This window comes from Pseudoalteromonas sp. JB197 (genome assembly GCF_002332205.1).
Classification (GTDB): domain Bacteria; phylum Pseudomonadota; class Gammaproteobacteria; order Enterobacterales; family Alteromonadaceae; genus Pseudoalteromonas; species Pseudoalteromonas nigrifaciens.
This window is the reverse complement of the sequence record NZ_NRGZ01000001.1, coordinates 2,235,020-2,258,066: the sequence shown is the minus strand read 5'-3', so window position 1 is coordinate 2,258,066 and position 23,047 is coordinate 2,235,020. Positions and strand designations below refer to the sequence as shown.

The window sequence follows — 23,047 nt, the reverse complement described above, 5'->3', positions numbered from 1 at the left end:
ATTGGTTTTACCAATTTACAGGCTATAGACAAAACACTGTTTTTTGTTATTATTCGGTGAATAATTATTTACGTAAAATGATTTTTTATTTTGATTTCGGTATAAGTTTTATAGGAGAGGAAAATGGATATCGCTGCTTTACTTACAACAGCAAGCAACTTAATGCTAACCGGTATGGTGGGGGTGTTTGTGTTTCTGTCATTATTAATTACCTGCGTTACGGTTATGTCTAAGCTGGTATCTCGCTTTGCAGAGCCTGAGCTTGCAATGCCTGCCAGAACACCGTCTTTTAAATCACAAGGTGTGCCTAATGAGCACATCGCCGCAATTAGTGCTGCCATTGCTCAGTACAAAACAAACAATAATTAAAGGAGCACTTAAATGGCTAAATTAAAATTAACAGAACTGGTACTACGTGATGCGCATCAATCATTGTTAGCAACTCGTATGCGCCTTGACGATATGCTACCGATTGCAAAAAAGCTTGATGATGCAGGTTATTGGTCTATTGAGTCGTGGGGTGGAGCTACGTTTGATTCGTGTATTCGTTATTTAGGTGAAGATCCTTGGGAGCGTATTCGCGCACTAAAAAAAGCGATGCCAAATACTAAACAGCAAATGCTATTACGCGGTCAAAATTTATTAGGTTACCGCCATTATGCTGACGATGTAGTAGAAAAATTTGTAGAGCGTGCCCATAAAAATGGCGTTGATGTATTTCGTATATTTGATGCAATGAACGATGTACGTAATCTTGAAACGGCAATTAAAGCGGCTATAAAAGTAGGCGCACATGCCCAAGGGACTATTTCTTATACAGTAAGCCCTGTTCATACGCTTGATATGTGGTTAACGCTAGCTAAGCAGTTGGAAGATTTAGGCTGTCATTCAATTTGTATTAAAGATATGGCGGGTTTATTAAAGCCGTACGATGCTGAAAAACTAATTAAAGCACTAAAAGAAACTGTATCTATTCCAATTGCAATGCAGTGCCACGCCACAACAGGTTTAAGTACTGCGACTTATCAAAAAGCGATTGATGCAGGCATTGATATGCTTGATACCGCAATTTCATCTATGAGTATGACTTACGGACACACCGCAACTGAAACTATTGTATCGATAGTTGAAGGGACTGAGCGTGATACTGAGCTTGATTTAAATCACCTTGAAGAAATTGCTGCTTACTTTAGAGATGTACGTAAAAAATACGCGGCATTTGAAGGTAGCTTAAAAGGGGTTGATGGCCGTATTTTACTCGCGCAAGTACCTGGTGGCATGTTAACTAACATGGAAAACCAGCTTAAAGAGCAAGGCGCAGCAGATAAGCTTAATGAAGTTTTACTTGAGATCCCACGTGTACGTGAAGATCTTGGCTTTTTACCGCTTGTTACACCAACGTCGCAAATTGTAGGCACTCAAGCGGTACTTAATGTACTAACGGGTGAGCGCTATAAAACAATTACTAAAGAAACAGCTGGCGTATTAAAAGGTGAATATGGCCTAACACCAGCACCTATGAATAAAGAGCTACAAGAGCGTGTGCTTGATGGAGCAGAGGTAATTACTTGTCGTCCTGCAGATAATATTGCACCTGAGCTTGCAACGCTTGAGGCTGAATTATTAAAAGAAGTACAAGAGCAAGGTTTAACTCTTGCTGATGAGCAAATTGATGACGTACTAACGTATGCATTATTCCCACAGGTTGGTTTGAAGTTTATTAAAAACCGTAACAACCCAGATGCATTTGAGCCAGTTCCTTGTGTTGAAGATAAAAGTAATAAAGCTCCCTCTAAATCAGCTTCAAATAACAACAGCGTTAAAGCTGAGCAATACAGCGTAAAAGTAGACGGTAAGGTTTACGACGTTGTTGTAGCTCAAGGCGGCGAGCTTAAAGAAGTTACATTAAAAGACTCAGAACATATTCCTCAGTCTGCTTCGGTTGCATCAGGCGAAACACTTAACGCCCCTTTAGCCGGTAATATTTTTAAGATAAAGGTAAAAGCAGGGCAAGTTGTGAATGAAGGTGATGTAGTGATTATTATGGAAGCCATGAAAATGGAAACTGAAATACGCGCTACGCACACCGGAACAATTGCTGAAGTGTTAGTTGGTGAAGGCGATGCTGTAACTACCGGCGACGCTATGATTGCATTAGCTTAGGAGTAAATAGAGGATGGATGGTATTTTAAACCTCTGGCATGCCACAGGCATTGCTAACTTTACATTTCCAGCGTTGATTATGATTGCGGTAGGCTGTTTATTATTGTTTTTGGCAATAGCCAAAAAATTTGAGCCCCTATTATTATTACCTATCGGCTTTGGTGCAATATTAACTAATATTCCGGTGGCTGGTTTATCCGACCCCGGCGGCTTACTGCATTATGTGTATTACGTAGGTATTGATACGGGGATTTTTCCACTATTAATATTTATGGGAGTAGGCGCGTTAACTGATTTTAGTGCGCTAATTGCTAACCCTCGTATGTTGCTATTAGGTGCGGCTGCACAGTTTGGTATTTTTGCGACTTTGTTTGGCGCTATTTTACTTAACTATGTACCTGGTTTTGAATTTAGCCTGCAAGATGCGTCGGCTATTGCGATAATTGGTGGAGCTGATGGCCCAACCGCTATATTTTTAGCCTCTAAACTAGCTCCTGATTTACTTGGTGCGATTGCGGTAGCTGCTTATTCGTATATGGCATTAGTGCCAATTATTCAGCCGCCAATTATGCGCGCATTAACCACGGTTGAAGAGCGCCAAATAAAAATGCCAGAGCTGCGTAAAGTATCTAAAAAAGAGAAAATTATTTTTCCATTAATGGTACTTAGCTTAACGGCTATGTTTTTACCGGCAGCTATACCGCTGGTAGGTATGTTTTGTTTAGGTAACTTAATGCGAGAGTCGGGTGTTGTTGATAGATTAAGTAACAGTGCTCAAAACGAAATCATCAATGTTACAACTATATTTTTAGGTTTAGCTGTAGGCTCAAAGCTTGCTGCAGATAAGTTTTTAACTGTTGAGACGATTGGTATTTTAGTGCTTGGCGCACTGGCTTTTGCTATAGGTACAGCCTCGGGCGTATTTATGGCTAAAGGGTTAAATAAAATATCTAAAACGCCGATTAATCCATTAATAGGTGCTGCGGGAGTATCGGCTGTACCCATGGCGGCGCGCGTAGTAAATAAAGTAGGCCTTGAGAGCAATCCGCATAACTTTTTACTTATGCATGCAATGGGGCCAAATGTTGCCGGAGTACTAGGCAGTGCAGTTGCAGCAGGTATTTTATTAGCACTTGTTGGCTAACATCAATTTTAAAATCCAACCGATTAGCGCAGTTTACTGCGCTTTTTTTATGCTTAATTTATAGGGATAGGTTTTTATCGACTGTTTTTGTTACAGTAAGCTACTTGTAATTAATTAAGGATAGCCGGCATGCATGACACTCCTTTGGCAAAATATTTACCTAATGTTAGCAAGCTCATATTTGGTTGTATGGGACTTGGGGGAGGTTGGAATAAAGACCCCTTAACTAATACTCATACCCAGCAGGCACATGTTTGTATAGATACAGCAATAGCCGGTGGCATTAATCTTTTTGATCACGCCGATATTTATACATTTGGTAAAGCTGAGCAGGTGTTTGGCCAAGTCCTTAAGCAGCGCCCAGAGCTGAGAGAGCAAATTTATATCCAGTCAAAGTGCGGAATTCGTTTTGCCGATGAGCAAGGGCCAAAGCGCTACGACTTATCAAAACAATGGATTGAGCAATCAGTAGAGGGCTCTCTTAAGCGGTTAAATACTGATTATTTAGATGTACTTATGCTGCACAGACCCGACCCTTTGATACAAGTTGAAGAAGTAGCTCAGGTATTTAGTCGCTTAAAAGAAAGTGGCAAAGTACGTCATTTTGCGGTGTCTAATATGTCGCAGCAACAAATACAGTTTTTACAAACAGCCCTTGATATGCCCATAGTTGCCAACCAAATTGAAGCAAGCTTAAAGCAATCAGCCTGGGTTGATGAGGGGGTATATGTCGGTAACCGCGATGGCAAAGACATTAACTTTACTCCCGGCTTTATAGAATATTGCACCGAGCAGGAAATACAAATTCAAAGCTGGGGTAGCTTATGCCAAGGATTATATTCAGGAAAACAGCTGCAAAATGCATCACCAGCAGATATTAATACCGCTATATTAGTGGCTAAGTTAGCAGCACTTTATAGCACGTCTGCCGAGGCTATTGTATTGGCTTGGTTACTGCGCCATCCGGCGTTAATTCAACCGGTAATAGGCACAACTAATGCTAAGCGACTGGCTGCATCGTGCAGCGCTGTAAATATAGAATTAACCCGAGAGCATTGGTATGCATTATATGTCAGCGCCAAAGGGCACGAGTTACCCTAATTTAGACCCCCACTTAAGGTATTACTATGAATATATTCGTTATTTTAATTAGCTTGTTTGTCGCATTGTTAATATTAATTCCGTTATTAGAAAAGTATCAAAGTAAAATAGGCTTAGATGGCGCTAAAAAATACAGTAAGTATATATGGCCACTGGTAATGGTATCGTTAGTGGTACAGCTAATTTATGTATTAATGAATTAGTGTGTCAGTCTATTATTCATAGGCAAAAAAATTATAGGTACAAAAAAGCCTTTGCAAGTTACCTAGCAAAGGCTTTTTTAATAATGATTTAATATTACTTAAGTGCTAACTGTAGTTCGCGGTTGCGCTCTAACTGGGCAATAAAGTTATCAGCAATAGGCTTAAACTTGGCAAGCTCTGCACGTGGCAGCGGCTCTGACTTAGGCAATTTAACGGTTTTAGGATTACGATGAACACCATTAACTAAAAATTCATAGTGTAAGTGTGCACCGGTCACACGACCAGTAGAGCCAACAGTACCGAGTTGCTCACCTTGCTTAATTTTTTGCCCTGTTTTTACTAGGCGTTTATTAAGGTGCAAGTACTTAGTTACGTACTGTGTGCCATGGCTAATAAATACATAGTTACCATTATATTTACTGTAACCCGATTTAATAACTTTACCGTTACCTGAGGCAACTACCGGCGTGCCAGTGCGCGCCGCAAAGTCTATACCGCGATGCGCTCTAACTTGCCCCGTTACTGGGTGTAAACGTCGCGGGTTAAAGCTTGAGCTTATATATTTAAAACTAACTGGTGCACGTAAAAATGCTTTTTTCATGCTGCGCCCTTCAGGAGTATAAAAACTACCGTCAGTGTGGCGAATTGCAGCATAGCGCTGACCTTGGTTAACAAATTCCGCAGCAATAATTTTACCAGTACCAATAAACTCACCATCTACATAGTGAGATTCATAAATTAAACCAAACCCATCGCCTTTGCGAATATCGTTAGCAAAATCTACATCCCAACCAAATATATCGGCAAAGTTCATTATTTGGCGTTCGCTTAAACCTGCAGCTATGGCTGAGGTCCAAAAGCTACTAGAAATTTCGCCGCCTACTGTTTTGGTTAGGGTTTCTATTTCTTTACTATCGATTGAAGTATCGTATTGCCCTTCATCGTTTAAGGTAACAAATAAAGTGTCTGTTTTTGAAATAACGTAACGCAGCTGTGCTAAATCACCATCTTTTGCGGTGGCAAAACTCAGTGTTTCACCGGGGTGAATTTTAGTAAGTTTGCGAGTTTCTGCGTTAGTATTAATTAATTTATGTAACGTTTGAGCTGAAAAACCAGCACGTTTAAAAATAATAGCTAAGTTATCACCATTTTTTACTTGGTGATCAACAAAATCGTATTCTGGTAGCTTGCCTGCTGCTTGCTCTGAGTTTAACGCTGTTAACTTTTCGTTGTCATCAACTTTAACTTGTAACTCATAGCGCTTGCCAATTTCTAGAGTGTTTTCACTATTGTCTTTGGATGCAGTGGCTTTTTCAGAAGGAAGAAAAGCTAAGCCAGCAATAGCAGAAACTAAGCCTAAAATAAGCAATTTGTGTTTTTTGGGGAGCGTGTGAACCACGTGAACCATAACGTGCCTTTTTCTGCTGTCAAGAAAATTAATCGATTATCTTGCAGGATATAACGAATAATGTACGAATACTAGTATTTTGTAGATTTAAACTAATGCTAAATTAAGCTAAAATCACAGGGCTTATAGGTATCTTAGTATTAAAGTAGCTTATGATCTAGGTGTTTTATTAATCTAGAACTAGGGCTAAACCGCGGTATTTTTGAGCAAAATAATAAAACAATGATGCATCATCACGTTAGTAATTTAAAAACCAAAGCTGCAGCTGTTTGTGCTGTTTTTAAAGTGTTGCAAACAGTTATCTTTACTCGTTTATGCAACTTATGCCGCTTTGCCTTATTTAGTGACGCTATCGTTTAAAAAGTTGTTTTAATTAGGTAATAATTTGCTATCTTAGTTACATAGGTTTATTGACTCTAAAAGTGCTACTTATCTAGTAATAAGCCGCGAGCATATTAATAATTAACCCCTTCGTTAACAGAATTTTTTGGAGTAACACACAGTGGATTTACAAACCGCTCTTGCAGAGATAAAACGCGGTACAGAAGAGATATTAATTGAAGATGAGTTAGTTGAAAAATTAAAATCTGGAAAAAAACTAAAAATTAAAGCGGGCTTTGATCCAACCGCGCCTGATTTACACTTAGGTCACACGGTACTTATTAATAAAATGAAAACCTTTCAGGACTTAGGTCATGAGGTTGTATTTTTAATTGGTGACTTTACCGGTATGATTGGCGACCCAACAGGTAAAAACGTAACGCGTAAGCCGCTTACTCGCGAAGACGTGCTTGCTAATGCTGAGACTTATAAAGAGCAAGTATTTAAAATTCTTGATCCGGCAAAAACCACGGTCGCATTTAATTCTACCTGGATGGAAAATTTAGGCGCAGCTGGAATGATCAAACTTGCAGCACGCCAAACCGTTGCGCGTATGTTAGAGCGTGATGATTTTAAAAAGCGTTACGCTAGTGGCCAGTCTATTGCTATTCATGAGTTTTTATATCCGTTAGTACAAGGTTGGGATTCGGTTGCACTTGAGGCTGATGTAGAGCTCGGTGGTACTGATCAGCGCTTTAACCTGCTAATGGGTCGTGAGCTACAAAAAGACGAAGGCCAAAAACCACAAACAGTAATAATGACGCCGTTATTAGAGGGCACCGATGGGGTGCAAAAAATGTCTAAATCGTTGGGTAACTATATAGGTATTACCGATGCGCCTAACGATATGTTTGGTAAAATAATGTCGATTAGTGATGTGCTAATGTGGCGTTACTACGACTTATTAAGCGGGCTGTCGATTGCTGGTATTAACGCGCAAAAAGAGCGTGTAGAGCAAGGTACAAATCCTCGAGATATTAAAATTGAGTTAGCAAAAGAGCTTATTGCGCGCTTTCATAGTGAAGCCGATGCACAAGCAGCTCATGATGACTTTATTCAGCGCTTTCAGAAAAAAGCTCTGCCGGATGAAATACCTGAACTAACAGTAACCATTGAGCAAGACAGCATTTTAATTGCTAACTTGCTTAAAGAAGCTAACTTAGTTGCTAGTACATCAGAAGCAATGCGCATGATTAAGCAAGGTGCAGTTAAGCTCAACGGCGAAGATAAAATTACAGACACTAAACTTGAAATAGCAAAAGGCAGTACGGCTATTTACCAAGTAGGTAAGCGTAAGTTTGCAAATATTACTGTAGCGTAAAGCTAAACGGTAAAACGCTAAAAACCAGCCACGGCTGGTTTTTTTGTGCTTATATTTTTTGTATTTTTAATAATAGGTGTGTAACTCGCCCTTAGCTAAATGTTTTTAAGTATTTCTATGCAAACAACGACCAGTAACCAAAATACCCGCGTTTGATTTAGTCTATTAATAGTAACCGGCACGTCCTCAGCAATAGGGAGGCGTTCGGTACCAATACGCATTTTGTTAAAACGTTCGCCAAAATACACTGCAGGCCCGCCTAGTTGTACGCCTAATGATGCAGAGCAAGTGCTTAAAAGCCACCCAGTATTAGTTTGATAAAAGTGCCTGCCATAATGCTTTATATAATGCATGCTTAGCTTGCTCGCTTTACTGGCTGCAATAGTCAGTGCCAATAAGCGCATAGGAATAAATTCAATAATAAACAAGGTAATTTTAAGCGGCTTTAAAAAAGGGCTGTTGGGTTTAATGTTACTGCGCCATGCCTGCTCAATTAAAGTAAGTAATCGATAGGCAAGCGCTGCAATAGGGCCAAGTACTAAAAAAACAAATATCACCACAAAGTAATATCTTGCAGTACGTAATATTAGGCTCTCTATTAAGGCTTTAATTATGCCTGCACCAGAGAGTTTAGTAACGTCTCGGGCTACTAATGGCTTTAATAGCTCACGGGCGGCAGATTTTTGGTTTTGTTTGGTAAGCTTAGCAATGCGTAGTGCTTTTTTATCAATGGCTTTACTCTCAAGGCATAAATATAAAATAAGCCCGGCGAGTAATTCAGGGTAAAATGCAAATTCCAGTAGTAATACAATAATAATAAGTACCACACTTAAAATAAGTGTACTGGCAAGGGTTGCGGCTAAATATTGATAGCTATTGGGTTCTGCTACTTTATAAATACGCTTACCAATAGCGCTAAAAATAGCCGTTAAAGCAGTGTTAGGATGATACCAACTAACAAGTGGTAAAAAGCGCTCAGCAAGGAGCGCCATTATAAACACAATAAAGTCCAAGTGATTTTGAACCATATTGCTGAGCATTTACAGTGAAACTGCCGTTAGCTTTTCAAGTAACGCCACTACCATTTTAGATGAATTGATTGATGCTGTTTCTAGGTATTCTTCAAACGACTGCGGCGACTCTTTGCCGGCAATATCTGACATCGAGCGAATAACCACAAACGGTGTATTAAGTGTATGACAGGTTTGCGCAATTGATGCCCCTTCCATTTCTACTGCAAGCATTGTAGGAAAGTCACTACGGGCTTTTTCAATGCGTATTGGGTCACACATAAATATGTCGCCGGTACAAATTAAACCAACTAAGGTTTTTACGTCACTAATTTGCGCAATAGTTTGCTCTGCGGCAGCCACTAATTTAGGGTGTGCTGCAAAACCTGCTGGCATTTGTGGTACTTGACCTATTTCGTAACCAAAGGCAGTTACATCAACATCATGATGACGAACTTCTGACGAAATAACTACATCGCCCACATTTAATGACGGATCAAAGCCGCCGGCAGAGCCGGTGTTAATTACGCAATCAGGGGCAAAGTTGTCAATAAGTAATGTAGTTGCAATAGTTGATGCTACTTTACCAATACCAGATTGAACCAATGTTACAGTGTTACCTGCTAATTCACCGGTATAAAAAGTAAAACCAGCTTTAGTTAAAGTTTGTGGATTTTGCATTGCTTCGCGCAAAATTTTAACTTCTGGCTCCATTGCGCCAATAATACCAACATTCATAGTGTTAAGTTCCTGAGTTTGAATGCGCTGATTATACGTGAAGTTAGCGCTAAAAAACAAAAAAGCGAGCAGTTTTACTTTGCTCGCTTTTTATTATGTTATTTACGTTAAATTTCGGCTAGTGCTGTAGAGTGCGCTTTAGCTTGAGAAGGTGATAGTACCGCTGGTTTTTGAACTCGGGTACGAATAGGGCGAGCTGTTTGCGTAGCCGCAGGTTTGCCAAGTTTAAACATAATAGCGTCGCGTACTTCACTTGGGCGATAGCCTGATTTTACTTTCATACGAATATGCGGGATGCCAGCGGCCTCTAATGCGCCATTAACAAACCAGTCGCGTTGTGCTTTATGGCCATCTTTATTGGCATTGTTTACTAAGTCTACGGCTGCCACTATGGTCATTTTTTCTTTATCGACTAGCACAAAATCAAGCTGTTTATTTTTAGCTTTAGCCATTGCTGCACGCTTAGACTTTGCCGATAAACCTTGTTTGCAATCAATCACGTCGATTAGTTTTACACGACTAACAATTTTATACTGATCGCCCACTGCGCGTTCTAATAAATTTAAAAAAGCACTTTCTACTTGAGTAAATACATTTTGCTTGCGGGTAAAAGGATAAGGGTTTCCGCCATCATCGTTAAACTTTGACGCAACAACAGAGGCCCCAACAACTAATACTAAAATTGATAATAAAGCGAATTCCATACGGTAACTCCATAACAACAAATTGACACTGCTTAAGTAAAGCAATTAACGTGCCTAAATTAGTTAGTTAAGTAGTATGTTTCCGTATGGATATTGAACACTGCAAAATAAGAACTTAAGCTCTATAACCGCCAGCAACGCCTTTAACTGCAATAGCGAGTGCGTCGTGCGCATGCAGCGATTCGTAATGATTTATTTGTAACCAGTAATCACTGTATTGCTGTGTTTCTAGTAGCGCTTTAATTTTACGAGCAGCATCCTCACAAAACATTAAATTTTGACCATTTAGGCGGGCAAACTCTTGTTCATCTTCACGTTTAACTGCCGCTTGTACTGGCGTTTTTAATTCATCTTCAATCGTGTTAATTAAATTAACTACGTCAAATTGAGTAATATTACTGTCGAGCTTTACTTTTACATTAGCAATTGAGCGCTGCGAGTGTGGGGTGGCTACAATACCTTGCGTAGTACCTAGCCATTCTAGTGCTTCTTTTTGACTGAGGGTTTCTTGACTGAATTTTTCGGCAAATGCATTTTGTATCAGCTGACGCGCAAGTGCCGCTGAACATGGGCAAGTTGATGAATAGGTTACATCAACACTTAGCTCGTAATTAATAACACCTTGTTCAATTGTGCTGGTTAATATAACAGGGTAGCTTTTCCAGCCAGCCTTGCCGCTTAATAACGATTTACGGCGCAGTGGTAATTCAAACTTAAATTCTATAAGTGCTTTATCACTTAAGCCTTCGTGGCTACTAATAAAAAAATCAAGCGCTTGAGCTAATGTTTGAGGATTAACTTGCTGCTCAGTAGAGAGCGTGTCGAGCGCTAAAAATAAGCGCGACATATGAATGCCTTTTGCATCTTCTTTGTGTAAGTTTACAAAAGCGCGGGCTTTAGCATTAACAGTAACTGGCGTTATGCCATGCGACTCAAAAATAAATGGCAGTTCAATTTCACCCATTCCCACCCAGTCTAATGTACCAGTTTGTAAGGCGGGAGCCGTGTTAGCTATATCGGGCATATTAGTTTGCATGGTGTGTTACTCGTTATTAGCAATAATAAAGCGCTGCATTTTACACTAAATAATTTATTGCTGGAATGATGAGTTGTAGCCAGCTAATGATTCAAACAATAAATATTAGAGTTTTTATCGCACAACATGAAAATAGCTGATAGAAAATGCTAAAATTAACCATAACATGCAATTTAAACCTTTTTGTAATTAAGCTAAGAGAAACACTGATATATGACCGATTCTTCTTTGAGCCCTTGGGCCCGAGTTCTTTCTAGTTTAATAACTCGGTTTGGTGAGTTTAAAACTGCAGCCATTTGCTATGCTTTGTTATTGGCAGTTTCGCTTGTTTTATCAAGTATGTTTTATTATGTTGCCGTTGGAGAAGTTAATCTTGTTGATATATTGGCAGTGGTATTTTTTACCTCTGTGGTATCGCCTCTGGTTATAAGCGTGCTAATAAATTCAATCAGGCAACTAGATGCCTCCTATGCATATTTAGACAGTGCGACAAAACAAGAAAAGCTACTCAATCAAACATTAAAAGATAATATAAATCGCTTAAATGTAGAAATTGATGAGCGTAAAATGGCGTTCCATGCCAAGCACCGGGCAATAGAAGAGCTAAGAAAAGAAATTGCTGAGCGTAAAAAAACACAACAAGAGCTTGCCCAGCAAAGTATGCTACAGCGCTCAATAGTAGACTCCTCCCCCGATTTATTTTATTACCGCGACAACAACGGTGTGTTTGCTGGCTGTAATAAAATGTTTGAAGAAGTAATGGGTAAAACCAGTGACGAATTAATCGGTAAGAGTGCTGAACAAATATTTCCTAATCAATTTTTATCTGAAGTTTTAAAAACCGATAAACAGGTAGAGCAAACTCATCAAGCATTAACTATAGATGTTCAATACGATGTGGGCGGCGAAACGCGTTGGTTTGAATTACGTAAATTGCCATTTATTAACGATAAAGGTGAGTACATAGGTTTACTTGCATTTGGCCGTGATATTACGAGTCGTAAAGAGGCTGCAGAAGCACTTGAAACAGCCTACAAAGATAAAGGTAAGTTTATTGCCACTTTGAGCCATGAGTTGCGTACACCACTTAATGGCATTGTTGGTTTAACACGTATGTTGCTAGATACAGAGCTTAATAAACAGCAGCGTAGTTGGTGTAATACGGTGTTTTCGAGTGCCGAAACACTAGGTAATATATTTAACGACATTATAGATTTAGACAAAATAGACAGAGAGCAGTTAGATATTGCAACTAATGCTATAAACGTATCTGACTTTATTAATGATGTGGTTAACTTTGCAGGCCTAATTGCTGAACAAAAAGATCTTTCTTTTGATATTAAACGCTTAGGCATGCTAGATATTTATGCGCAACTAGATCCAACCCGACTTCGCCAAGTTGTTTGGAACTTAATAAATAATGCGGTTAAATTTACTCATAAGGGCAGTGTAACCCTCACCTGTATTCGTGAAAATCGAGATGATGGCCCTTGGCTTACCATGAAAATATCAGACACCGGAGAAGGCATACCAGCCGAACAGCTCTCTCGTATTTTTGATATGTATTATAAAGCGCCAGATCTTAAAGGCACCAATGCTATTGGTTCTGGCATTGGCTTAGCAGTAACCAAAGCCTTAGTTGATGCAATGCAGGGGATTATTTCGGTTAATAGTACCGAAGGCGAGGGGAGCTGCTTTATAGTAGAAATACCGTTAATTTTATGTAGCGCACCCACTGAGAATAGTTATGTAGGACGCAGCTTAAATATACTGTTAGTAGAAGATGTGCCGTTAAATGCCGAAATTGCGACTAACTTACTTGAACAGCGTGGTCATGAAGTTATTTGGGCTGAGACCGGCGAAGATGCATTGTCTTTTGTAGAAACTGAAGACGATTTAGATTTGATCTTACTTGATATGCAGTTACCCGATATAAACGGTGATGAAGTAGCAAGGCAAATAAGAGCCGATAGCCATTTTGATAAATTACCTATTGTAGCGCTTACCGCAAATGTGCGCAGTGCAGAGCAAGAGCTAGAGGGGATTTCAATCCAAGGAGCGCTCGCTAAGCCTATCAATACGGTAAAACTAGATAAAATATTAGCTGATTTATTTGGTATAAAACAAACAAGAAGTAATGAGCCACAATTAAAAGTAAGTGCAGCAGCGCTTGCTGACATTAATGCACATTTACTTGATGTTGAAACTATAGAAGACTTTGTAAACTCAATGGGTTTGGTGGTGTTTAAACGCAGTAGTCAGTTATTTGAAAAACTCAACCCCCAGTATCAGCAAGAGTTACTTACCTCGTTAAACTCAGGCGACAGAGAAGAATATAAATCAGTTGCACATAAGCTTAAAGGTGCTGCGGGATCTGTAGGCTTAAATGATGTGCAATTGCATGCAAAAGTAATGGAGTATGGTGCGCTGGATGAATCTGACGAGGTATTAAAGCAGTGGTTAGATGTTTTAGCAGACAAAATAAATGAAGGACAACATGCCCTTCATTTATTCTTACAGCAATTAGAGTAACTAATTAGCTGTCGATTTTACCAATGAAGCGATAACCTTCACCATGAATGGTGCTGATCAACTCAGTTGTTGAGTTGTCGCTTTCAAAGTGCTTACGAATACGACGAATTGTAACATCAACTGTTCTATCGTTTGCACGTAGCTCACGGCCAGTCATGTGTTTAATTAATTGCTCACGGCTAAAAATACGACCTGGAGAGTCAAGCATTAAACGCAGTGCTCTGTATTCGCCTTTAGGTAGACGTTTTGCGTCTCCACCTGGAGAAGTAAGACAGCGACTGTTTTCGTCAAGTTCCCAACCGTTAAACGTAATTACACCATTTGTTTCAAGTGCAGACTCTTCACCACCTAGGGCAGTACGAGTAATTAAATTACGCGCACGAATAGTTAATTCGCGAGGATTAAACGGTTTAGTAATATAGTCATCAGCACCAATTTCTAGGCCTAAAATACGATCTACATCATTGTCACGGCCTGTTAAGAAAATAAGACCGACTTTGCGTTTTTGGCGTAACTCACGTGCTAAAATTAGCCCGTTTTTACCCGGTAGATTGATATCCATAACTACAAGATTGACGTCGTCATTATTTGTAAGCTTATCATGCATGTCATCGCCATCAATGGCTTCAATAACTTTGTAACCTTCAGCTTCAAATAAACTAACGAGGTTTAGTCTAGTTACGTCTTCATCCTCTACTATCAGAATGACTGGCGTTTGCATTTTTAATTAACCTTTTGGTGTGTTTTATTTATAAAAAAAACCGGTATAGTTTTATAAACCGATTACTAAAAGAGTATAGGATTATATCTAATTGTTAACAAGTAAAAACAATTAGAGAAAAACAGCAGGATCCGCACAGCCTACTTAAAAGGTATAGAGTAAAGCTACTGTTTAATTGATCTTTAAAATTGGATGCATATTTTGAATTATTAAAGTCAAAGCCATTTCCCTTTAGTAATTGATACATCCATCAATCAGGTAAAGATACTTAAAATAATCAGACTAATTCAAAACGAAATTATATCACTTTCCAACCTTTCATCAATGTATGTGATATCTTAAAAGCATTAAAGTTCAGAAAATATTTAACTTTAAGCAGTTAATTCACTAAATAATATAGTTGAATAACGAATGCTCTATTAATGAGGTCATAAAGTTAAAATTCAAGAGCATGCTTATAATTAATCAGTACGTTGTTTAAGCTGTGGTGTTGTTGGTGAGTGTCGTTTTTACTTTGACTATAAAAGCTGTCTTACGCTCAGAGTTTACTTGGATATTACTTAACAGGTTTGCCAGCAGATAGACGGCTTGAAATAGTTCTCGTACCTTATCCTTATTTATTTGTTATAAAAAGGTCAAATACTTGATTTTACTATTCCCCTCAATATTTTGACTATTATTGCTAAGCGGTAAAAATTCAGGAGGGTAATTAATTTTATAAATAAGTTTGAGCACGTGAGGTGCTCAAACATGAGCATTATTAACTGCTGTAAACGGCAAACTTATTATTTTTAAACACGGTTTGATAGTTATCAAATTGTGCTTCTAAAATTGGCGGGTATTTTAAAAAGCTATTAGCAACAATATTTAACTTACCTGCTTTAGTTAGGTGCTGTTTAGCATTGGCTAAAAAGGTTTCAGCCACTGTGTAGTCGGTTGCAATACCGGTATGAAAAGGTGGGTTACTAATAATAAGATCGAACTTACCTGTAATGTTAGTAAGTCCATCACTTAAGAGGGCTTCGCCTTTAATGTTATTAAGCTTAAGGGTTTGCGTTGTTGCATAGATTGCCAAAGCGCTCACATCACTACAAACAAAGCTCAATGCCGGATTTTGCAGCCCTAAATAAGTTGCAATTAAGCCAGCGCCACAACCAAAATCGAGCACAGTACCTTGCTTAATAAGCGGAGCGTTTTCAAGCAATATTTTAGTGCCAACATCTAAATTACCGTGATTAAATACCCCAGGAATACTGATAGCGGTAAATTCGCTATCGGCCACACTGACCGTAAATGGCTTATGATAATCGCTAATATTAAACTGACTAAGTTGTTTAAGCTCTGCAAATGAATATAAAACACAGTGCTTTGCTGAGTCTATTTTATTACTAAAATTAGCTTTATCAGTAAGCTGTTTTTCTATTGATTTAACACCACTCTTATTTTCGCCAACCACCAGTAACTCAGCATCTGCTGTAATTACTGCGCGTATATTATCAAGCGCCATAAGAACTTCAGGTTTTGATTTTGGATAGTAAAGAATCACTAAATCAAAGTCGTTACCGCTAATACAGTGGTTTACACATACATCAACGCCGGGTGTATTTTTGGCAAATTCGCCATTAGCATGATTGTAGCTAAAGGCGGTTATTTTACTCTCAGGGTTGCGCTTTTTAAGCTCGGCTAAAAAGCCATCTTGAACAAAGTTGACCACCAATATAGATTTCCCAACTAACTTTTCGCTATTGCGAAGTAACAGTAGGCTTGGATTGGTTAATACGCTCATAAATGGCTTTACCTTACAGATTATATAATTTACAGAGTTATGTACTTAACCTAAATGTAGGTTAAGGTATTTATTATCCGAAATACAGATTACTTAGTGCGTTCAAACATTAAATCCCACACACCATGACCTAAACGATGGCCGCGTTGCTCAAACTTGGTTAACGGGCGTAAATCAGGGCGTGGTACGTAGTCGTTTGTTGTTGACTGGTTTTTAAAGCCAGGCGCAGCTTGCATTACTTCAAGCATATGCTCAGCATAATTTTCCCAGTCGGTAGCCATATGAAAAACACCGCCCATTTTTAACTGTGAACGTAATTTTTCAACAAACTCGCCTTGTACAATACGGCGTTTATGGTGACGCTTTTTATGCCAAGGATCAGGGAAAAACAATTGTAAGGTTGTTAAACTTTCATCTGCTATACAATCGGCTAAAACTTCAACCGCATCGTGTTCAAAAATACGCAGATTAGTAATACCCGCTTCATCAGCATCCATTAAACAAGCACCAACGCCTGGGCGGTGTACTTCTATGCCAATAAAGTTTAAATGCGGGGCATTTTTTGCCATTTCAACCAGTGATTTGCCCATACCAAAACCAATTTCTAGCACTACATCATTGTTATTGCCAAAAACTTCGCTTAAATCAAGCATGCCATTTTTATGCTCTAAGCCCATTATTGGCCAGCATTTTTCGATAGCGGCAGCTTGGCCTTTGGTTAAACGACCTTCGCGCTTTACAAAACTACGAATAGTGCGGATATACTTACCTTCTTGCTTTGCTTGCTCAAGATTAGTGTTACTTGATTCACTCATATTATTGGCCTGACAAAAATAACTGGTTTAAAAAATGGTTGCGTATTATCCCTGACCAAGCCATGGATAACAAGCTCTAGCTGATTTTACTAGGTGTATAGAGGCGCTATAGCTTGATCTTTTCACTAACTGCAATAAACTGAGCCGCCATTGAGCATACGTAAAAAGTAAACTATTTTGGATTTAAATAAACAGCAGTCTGATTGGTTTTCTAACCAAGTGGTTGATTGGTATCACCTTCATGGTAGAAAAACGCTGCCGTGGCAGTTAGCAAAAACACCCTATAAAGTATGGGTGTCTGAAGTGATGTTACAACAAACTCAAGTAGTGACCGTTATCCCTTATTTTGAAAGGTTTATGCAAAGCTTTCCCGATATTATTGCTTTAGCTAACGCCGATGAAGATCAGGTGCTGCATCACTGGACTGGTTTAGGGTATTACGCAAGGGCACGTAACTTACATAAAACAGCTAAAGTAGTTCGTGACAAGTATCAGGGGCAGTTTCCTACAACGCTTGAAGAGGTTATTGATTTACCCGGAATAGGGCGCTCTACAGCCGGTGCAGTGTTATCACTTTCACTTGGGCAGCATCACCCCATACTCGATGGTAATGTTAAACGAGTATTAGCCCGTTTTTTTATGATTGAAGGCTGGTATGGTGTTAAAAAAGTCGAAAGCCAACTTTGGCATTTGAGCGAGCAGCTAACGCCTAAAAATAACGTAACCGAGTTTAATCAAGCTATGATGGATTTAGGCTCTAGCTTATGTTCGCGTAGTCGTTTTGACTGCCCTGCATGTCCGTTAAGTAGCCGCTGTGGTGCATTTAAAACGCAGCAGGTAAAAACATTCCCACACTCAAAACCTAAAAAAGCAGTGCCGAAAAAAAGCTGCCATCAGTTAATTATTAAACATGATGATAAAGTGCTCATGGAAAAACGGCCTAACTCAGGAATATGGGGCGGGTTGTTTGGCTTTTTTGAGTTTAATGAATTGAGCGAACTAGAGGTGTTTATAGCGCAGCAAGGGCTAACAGCTGACTTAGTGGCGCTTGAACCCTTTACCCATATATTTTCGCACTTTGAACTTACTATTAATCCACATGTGCTAAATGTAGTACAAATTCCAGATGTAATTAACGACCGACAATTAGTTTGGTACCCACTAGATCAGTCAATTGAGGTGGGTTTAGCAGCACCAACTAAAAAGTTGGTTAAACAAATTGCACCAATAGGTTAGACTTGTTTATAACTATCGCTAAAGAGAATTAATTATGGCACGTACAGTATTTTGTCAAAAGTTACAAAAAGAAGCTGAAGGGCTTGGATTTCAATTATATCCTGGCGAAATAGGCGAAAAAATCTTTAACAATATCTCTAAAGAGGCTTGGGCGCAGTGGCAGCACAAGCAAACAATGCTGATTAACGAAAAACATTTAAATATGATGGACCCAGAGCATCGTAGCTTTTTAGAGCAGCAAATGGTTGGTTTTTTGTTTGAAAACAAAGAAGTAGAAATTGAAGGCTACAAACCACCAGAAAAGTAATTGTTATGTGGTAATAAAAAAGGGCTAAATAGCCCTTTTTTATTACCTAAATTAATTAACACGGCTGCTCTTGCAGCTCGGCATTTTTAATCTGCTCTTTTAAAAATTGAGCGGCTTTAGAATATTCAATTTCTAATTGATCTCTTAAATCAATTAATTTATCGCTGTTTAGCTCATCTGTTTTACATTGCTCTTCAAACACTACCGCCAGTTCAGCTACGCGATGCGCCCCAATGGTTTTAGATATTGACTTTAATTGATGACACCCCTCAATAATGTCACTAATGTCACTAATGTTACTTTGCATAACACCAAAGTTAATCGACTTTATTAGTTCTTGGCTTTGCTCTAAATACATTTTAAAAAAGCGGATTTTTTTCGCGTCATCGCCATTAATGTATTTAGCTACTGAATCCATATCTATTGGCATTGCTGGCTTTTGATGTGGTATGTCTATGCTCTTGTGATTACTTTTTTCATTCCAGCGTATTAGTGTATTTTCTAAAACGTTAAGCTCAACAGGCTTAGTAATAAAGTCGTTAATACCAACAGCTAAACAGCGTTCTTTTTCACCTTTTAAAGAGTTGGCTGTCACGGCTATTATATAAGGCTGTGAAATAACCGAACCTAGCATTTCGGCCTCATTGCGGATTTTTTCGACCATATCGTAGCCCGACATTATCGGCATATGTAAATCGGTTAAAATGAGCGAATAGTTACCTTTTCGCCACATATTAATCCCTTCCTCACCGTTATTAGCTACTTCAACACCGTAACCTAAGATGTGCAGTTGATCAGTTATAACTTGCTGATTCAAAATGTTATCTTCAACTAACAAAATAAGCTTGTTAGCGGCTAAAGCTTGCTCTGTAGTTAAATAGTTGTCGTATGCTATGGTTTTTTTAATGTGCTTAGGCTGATGTAAACCTGCAGCTACAAGTATTGATAGCATAAAGTTAGACTTACATAATGGCGTTGCGTTAATATAAAAAATATTTTTATGATTAATAGCTGCATCATCTAGCTTGCTTAAAACGACAACCTGCTGATTATTATCCTCTAAAGAGTAAAGTAAACGCCTTAAAAATGCATTTATGCTGTCCATATTATCAATACCATCAACAACCCAAATGATATCTTTAGCATCGTGCAGAGACTCAATTTCTTGCTCGTTATGCACATAGGTTATTTTAGCGCCCATAAATGATAAGTAACGATAGATTACTTTTTCACGGTCAACATTATTGCTTACTACAACAATATGCCTGCCATCTAAGCTATTTTTATGTGCGAACTTAATTTTTCCTGAGGTACTAAATGGCAGTTCTACAGTGAACTCACTGCCTATACCAATATTACTATTAACCGATATAGTACCTAACATTAACTCGGTTAAACTTTTACAAATTGACAAGCCAAGGCCGGTTCCACCGTATTCTCTGGTTATTGAGCTTTCCGCTTGAATAAACGGATTAAATATTTCTCTTAATTGCGCTTGGCTCATGCCTTTACCATTATCGGTTACACAAAAACGTAAAGTGAAGTGCTCTGCAGTGTTGTGAGCTACCTCTACAGATATATTAACCTGCCCCTTATGCGATTCAGTTGTACTCGTAAACTTAATCGCATTACTGCATAGGTTATATAGTATCTGACGTACTCGAGTGTTATCACCAATAAGGTTAATAGGGATATCAGGAGCAATTGATAGGTTTAAATCGAGATCGCGGTGCTTGGCTATAGAAGAAAGTACGCGCACCACCTCTTCAATCGTATCGGTGACAGAAAATGGGATAGGGTCAATATTAAGTTTACCAGCTTCAATTTTAGAAAAATCTAAAATGTCGTCCAAAATACTCAGTAAAGAAAATGCAGATTCACGAATAATAGTACTAAGACGATATTGTGAGCCGTCTAAATTTGTTTGGCGCAGTAAATCTATAGTCCCTATAACGCCATTCATAGGGGTTCTAATTTCATGGCTCATAGTCGCTAAAAAGGTTGTTTTAGTTTCACTCGCTTTTTGCGCATTTAAAGTTTCTTTTTCAAGTGCAAGGGTTCGAGTTTGCACTTCAATTTCGAGATTGTTTTGCAGTTTTTGTAATTCTTTTTGAGTTTTTTCATTCTCAGATAAAGCTGCATGTACTTTTTTTAATAAAAAATTAATATTTAGTGCAATCACATTCAAGCCATTGCCTAACTGTTCATTTACAGTGCTGTTAAAATTACTGCTATCAGTTATAGCCTGTAATTCTTCGCTGAGTAAGCCCGTACTCTTACGTAAACGGTTATTAATATATTGATTTAATAGCAGCGCTAATACAAATAATGTAATAACCGCTATACAAGCCATAAAATAGGCGCTCAATAATGACGTTTGTTTAGTTAATGTAGGTGGGGATTTTTTTTGCTTTAAAATAAGCTCGCCAATAGGTTGATCGTTAAGCGTTAAAACCTTATGCAGTACACCTTGATCAACTAAGTGCTCGTTAAGTTTAATAGCAGCAATTGCAGGTTTGTTAGTGCTATACACTAGCTCAGTTTGTGCTGTAGCGCTAAAGCGATAGAGCGTGTATTCAAAATTGTCACTAAATATAGAGGTAAGTTCAAGCAGCTCTTGCACTTTACCTTGTCCGTAAATGGTTAAAGCGTCGACAAGAGGTGCTTCTAGCTTGTTAGCCAGTGAAGTAATATCAATAAGCGGTGTGCTTTTTTTAGTACTTGCTTCACTTTGAGAATAAAGTGAAAAGGCAATTATAAATAGTATGGTTATAATTACATTACTTAATAAAAAAAGAGGTAACAAACCTTTTATCACTGAAGAGAACTTACTCTGCATGGATTTTTCCTAATTGGTATATTAATAACACGGTAAGCCTTTACTGTGCTTTGGGATAAACAAAATAAGTGAAAATAACTCGCGGCAACTTTAACATAGTTTAGATTAAAATCATGGTGCTACTTTTTTGTAGTATAAATGAGCAGTGTTAATTAAAAAAGACCCGGGTTGCATAAAAACCGTGCAAACAGTTATAAAGAATGAAAAAAAAGTTGACTTGTAACAGCAAAACTCGTTTAATACGCCGCACGCCCAGATAGCTCAGTCGGTAGAGCTCAGTGGGAATTGTATTGAAAATCTTTGTAAAGGGTTTTATTAAACCGAGTATTGCCCAGATAGCTCAGTCGGTAGAGCAGAGGATTGAAAATCCTCGTGTCCGTGGTTCGATTCCGCGTCTGGGCACCATTATTAAATAATAGTGTTTGAAATCAAAGATATTAAACAGTATTATACGTGCCTTAGCACACAGTTTTGTGTGCCGACTTAGCTCAGCTGGTAGAGCAACTGACTTGTAATCAGTAGGTCAACCGTTCGACTCGGTTAGTCGGCACCATTTATAATGTAATTTGAATAAGGGAAGCTGTAATCAGTAGTCTGTTCAAGTTACCCGCCGACTCGGTTAGTCGGCACCATTTATAATGTAATTTGAATAAGGGAAGCTGTAATCAGTAGTCTGTTCAAGTTACCCGCCGACTCGGTTAGTCGGCACCATTTATAATGTAATTTGAATAAGGGAAACTGTAATCAGTAGTCTGTTCAAGTTACCCGTCGACTCGGTTAGTCGGCACCATTTATTTACTAAATTAGTTTAGTAAAAAGTTAGCTTAGAAAATTTAGTTAACTCGCACAGTTTATGTGCCTCGATAGCTCAGTCGGTAGAGCAGAGGATTGAAAATCCTCGTGTCCGTGGTTCGATTCCGCGTCGAGGCACCATTTATTAAAAGTTATCAATCTTTAAAATTGATAAAGTGCCTTAGCACACAGTTTTGTGTGCCGACTTAGCTCAGCTGGTAGAGCAACTGACTTGTAATCAGTAGGTCAACCGTTCGACTCGGTTAGTCGGCACCATTTATAATGTAATTTGGAAAGAAAGCTGTAATCAGTAGTCTGTTCAAGTTACCCGTCGACTCGGTTAGTCGGCACCATTTATAATGTAATTTGGAAAGAAAGCTGTAATCAGTAGTCTGTTCAAGTTACCCGTCGGCTCGGTTAGTCGGCACCATTTATAAAAGTTAAATGTAAACATCACAATTAACAGCACAGTCTATGTGCCTCGATAGCTCAGTCGGTAGAGCAGAGGATTGAAAATCCTCGTGTCCGTGGTTCGATTCCGCGTCGAGGCACCATTTATTAAAAAACCTCACATTTGTGAGGTTTTTTTGTTTCTACGGCATTATTTTTCCCAGCAGGCCATTCTATACAGCTTAAAATTGTTCCAGACTAATTTTAAGCTTATCAGTACACTACTTAGCAACCCCCTTAGTGATACAAACCACTTATAGTTACTTTCAACTTTCTTAATGATCATTAATGTCGAAATAGAGTATAAATAGTTATCCGATAGTTTATGGCTAATTATGTAATGTTATGTAAAGTAAGTTG

The 23,047-nt window shown here is 38.6% G+C and carries 18 protein-coding genes and 5 tRNA genes; 14 read left to right on the top strand and 9 right to left on the bottom strand.

The window, feature by feature from the left end:
* The first annotated feature begins 123 nt into the window (after nt 1-123).
* From CIK86_RS10650 to CIK86_RS19250, 5 genes are all read left to right on the top strand, one after another.
* Nucleotides 124-369 (top strand): OadG family transporter subunit, encoded by a 246-nt coding sequence (locus CIK86_RS10650; protein ID WP_011327240.1) that lies wholly within the window; start codon nt 124-126, stop codon nt 367-369.
* A gap of 12 nt (nt 370-381) precedes the next feature.
* The gene (gene oadA, locus CIK86_RS10645; protein ID WP_011327241.1) at nt 382-2,163 is read left to right on the top strand and encodes a sodium-extruding oxaloacetate decarboxylase subunit alpha; all 1,782 of its coding nucleotides are present in this window, start codon (nt 382-384) and stop codon (nt 2,161-2,163) included.
* 13 nt (nt 2,164-2,176) lie between these two features.
* Nucleotides 2,177-3,307, top strand: coding sequence for a sodium ion-translocating decarboxylase subunit beta (locus CIK86_RS10640; protein ID WP_011327242.1), 1,131 nt, complete (start codon nt 2,177-2,179; stop codon nt 3,305-3,307).
* Nucleotides 3,308-3,436: 129 nt separating this feature from the next.
* Nucleotides 3,437-4,408 (top strand): aldo/keto reductase, encoded by a 972-nt coding sequence (locus tag CIK86_RS10635; protein ID WP_086993239.1) that lies wholly within the window; start codon nt 3,437-3,439, stop codon nt 4,406-4,408.
* 26 nt (nt 4,409-4,434) lie between these two features.
* Nucleotides 4,435-4,611, top strand: coding sequence for a hypothetical protein (locus CIK86_RS19250; RefSeq protein WP_011327244.1), 177 nt, complete (start codon nt 4,435-4,437; stop codon nt 4,609-4,611).
* Nucleotides 4,612-4,705: 94 nt separating this feature from the next.
* Here CIK86_RS19250 and CIK86_RS10630 read toward each other — a convergent pair whose 3' ends face one another.
* Nucleotides 4,706-6,019, bottom strand: a complete 1,314-nt coding sequence (locus CIK86_RS10630; RefSeq protein WP_086993240.1) for a peptidoglycan DD-metalloendopeptidase family protein — start codon at nt 6,017-6,019, stop codon at nt 4,706-4,708.
* Between the two features lie 502 nt (nt 6,020-6,521).
* On the opposite strand from CIK86_RS10630, the gene tyrS reads away from it, so the two are divergent.
* Complete coding sequence (gene tyrS / locus CIK86_RS10625; protein WP_011327246.1) at nt 6,522-7,721, top strand: tyrosine--tRNA ligase; 1,200 nt, start codon at nt 6,522-6,524, stop codon at nt 7,719-7,721.
* A 95-nt stretch (nt 7,722-7,816) separates the two neighbouring features.
* Here tyrS and CIK86_RS10620 read toward each other — a convergent pair whose 3' ends face one another.
* The 4 genes from CIK86_RS10620 to folE2 form a co-directional block, all read right to left on the bottom strand.
* A complete protein-coding gene (locus CIK86_RS10620; RefSeq protein ID WP_086993241.1) occupies nt 7,817-8,761 on the bottom strand; it encodes a cobalamin biosynthesis protein in 945 nt (314 codons plus the stop codon).
* Nucleotides 8,762-9,469, bottom strand: a complete 708-nt coding sequence (mtnN, locus tag CIK86_RS10615; RefSeq protein WP_011327248.1) for a 5'-methylthioadenosine/S-adenosylhomocysteine nucleosidase — start codon at nt 9,467-9,469, stop codon at nt 8,762-8,764.
* 107 nt (nt 9,470-9,576) lie between these two features.
* Complete coding sequence (locus tag CIK86_RS10610) at nt 9,577-10,173, bottom strand: DUF2726 domain-containing protein (protein ID WP_011327249.1); 597 nt, start codon at nt 10,171-10,173, stop codon at nt 9,577-9,579.
* 115 nt (nt 10,174-10,288) lie between these two features.
* Nucleotides 10,289-11,209: a GTP cyclohydrolase FolE2 gene (folE2, locus tag CIK86_RS10605; protein WP_086993242.1), complete on the bottom strand. Its 921-nt coding sequence runs from the start codon at nt 11,207-11,209 to the stop codon at nt 10,289-10,291.
* A gap of 213 nt (nt 11,210-11,422) precedes the next feature.
* On the opposite strand from folE2, the gene arcB reads away from it, so the two are divergent.
* Nucleotides 11,423-13,741, top strand: a complete 2,319-nt coding sequence (gene arcB, locus CIK86_RS10600; protein WP_086993243.1) for an aerobic respiration two-component sensor histidine kinase ArcB — start codon at nt 11,423-11,425, stop codon at nt 13,739-13,741.
* Between the two features lie 4 nt (nt 13,742-13,745).
* On the opposite strand, the gene arcA is transcribed toward arcB, so the two are convergent.
* The 3 genes from arcA to trmB all read right to left on the bottom strand — a co-directional run bounded on the left by arcA (nt 13,746) and on the right by trmB (nt 17,063).
* Nucleotides 13,746-14,462 (bottom strand): two-component system response regulator ArcA, encoded by a 717-nt coding sequence (arcA, locus tag CIK86_RS10595; protein ID WP_011327252.1) that lies wholly within the window; start codon nt 14,460-14,462, stop codon nt 13,746-13,748.
* Between the two features lie 760 nt (nt 14,463-15,222).
* Nucleotides 15,223-16,248 (bottom strand): methyltransferase, encoded by a 1,026-nt coding sequence (locus CIK86_RS10590; RefSeq protein ID WP_011327253.1) that lies wholly within the window; start codon nt 16,246-16,248, stop codon nt 15,223-15,225.
* 89 nt (nt 16,249-16,337) lie between these two features.
* On the bottom strand, nt 16,338-17,063 hold the full coding sequence (gene trmB, locus CIK86_RS10585; RefSeq protein ID WP_011327254.1) for a tRNA (guanosine(46)-N7)-methyltransferase TrmB: 726 nt from the start codon (nt 17,061-17,063) through the stop codon (nt 16,338-16,340).
* A gap of 174 nt (nt 17,064-17,237) precedes the next feature.
* On the opposite strand from trmB, the gene mutY reads away from it, so the two are divergent.
* Both mutY and CIK86_RS10575 read left to right on the top strand, forming a co-directional pair.
* The gene (gene mutY, locus CIK86_RS10580; RefSeq protein WP_086993244.1) at nt 17,238-18,299 is read left to right on the top strand and encodes an A/G-specific adenine glycosylase; all 1,062 of its coding nucleotides are present in this window, start codon (nt 17,238-17,240) and stop codon (nt 18,297-18,299) included.
* 34 nt (nt 18,300-18,333) lie between these two features.
* Complete coding sequence (locus CIK86_RS10575; RefSeq protein ID WP_011327256.1) at nt 18,334-18,606, top strand: oxidative damage protection protein; 273 nt, start codon at nt 18,334-18,336, stop codon at nt 18,604-18,606.
* Between the two features lie 55 nt (nt 18,607-18,661).
* Here the strand turns inward: CIK86_RS10575 and CIK86_RS10570 are convergent, their stop codons facing one another.
* On the bottom strand, nt 18,662-21,445 hold the full coding sequence (locus tag CIK86_RS10570) for a hybrid sensor histidine kinase/response regulator (protein ID WP_086993245.1): 2,784 nt from the start codon (nt 21,443-21,445) through the stop codon (nt 18,662-18,664).
* A 329-nt stretch (nt 21,446-21,774) separates the two neighbouring features.
* Between CIK86_RS10570 and CIK86_RS10565 the strand changes: the two genes are divergently transcribed.
* From CIK86_RS10565 to CIK86_RS10545, 5 genes are all read left to right on the top strand, one after another.
* Nucleotides 21,775-21,850, top strand: a tRNA-Phe gene (locus CIK86_RS10565).
* Between the two features lie 72 nt (nt 21,851-21,922).
* A tRNA-Thr gene (locus tag CIK86_RS10560) sits at nt 21,923-21,998 on the top strand.
* A gap of 304 nt (nt 21,999-22,302) precedes the next feature.
* Nucleotides 22,303-22,378, top strand: a tRNA-Phe gene (locus CIK86_RS10555).
* Between the two features lie 59 nt (nt 22,379-22,437).
* Nucleotides 22,438-22,513: transfer RNA gene (locus CIK86_RS10550), tRNA-Thr, on the top strand.
* Nucleotides 22,514-22,715: 202 nt separating this feature from the next.
* Nucleotides 22,716-22,791 (top strand) — tRNA-Phe (locus tag CIK86_RS10545).
* Nucleotides 22,792-23,047 lie beyond the last annotated feature (256 nt).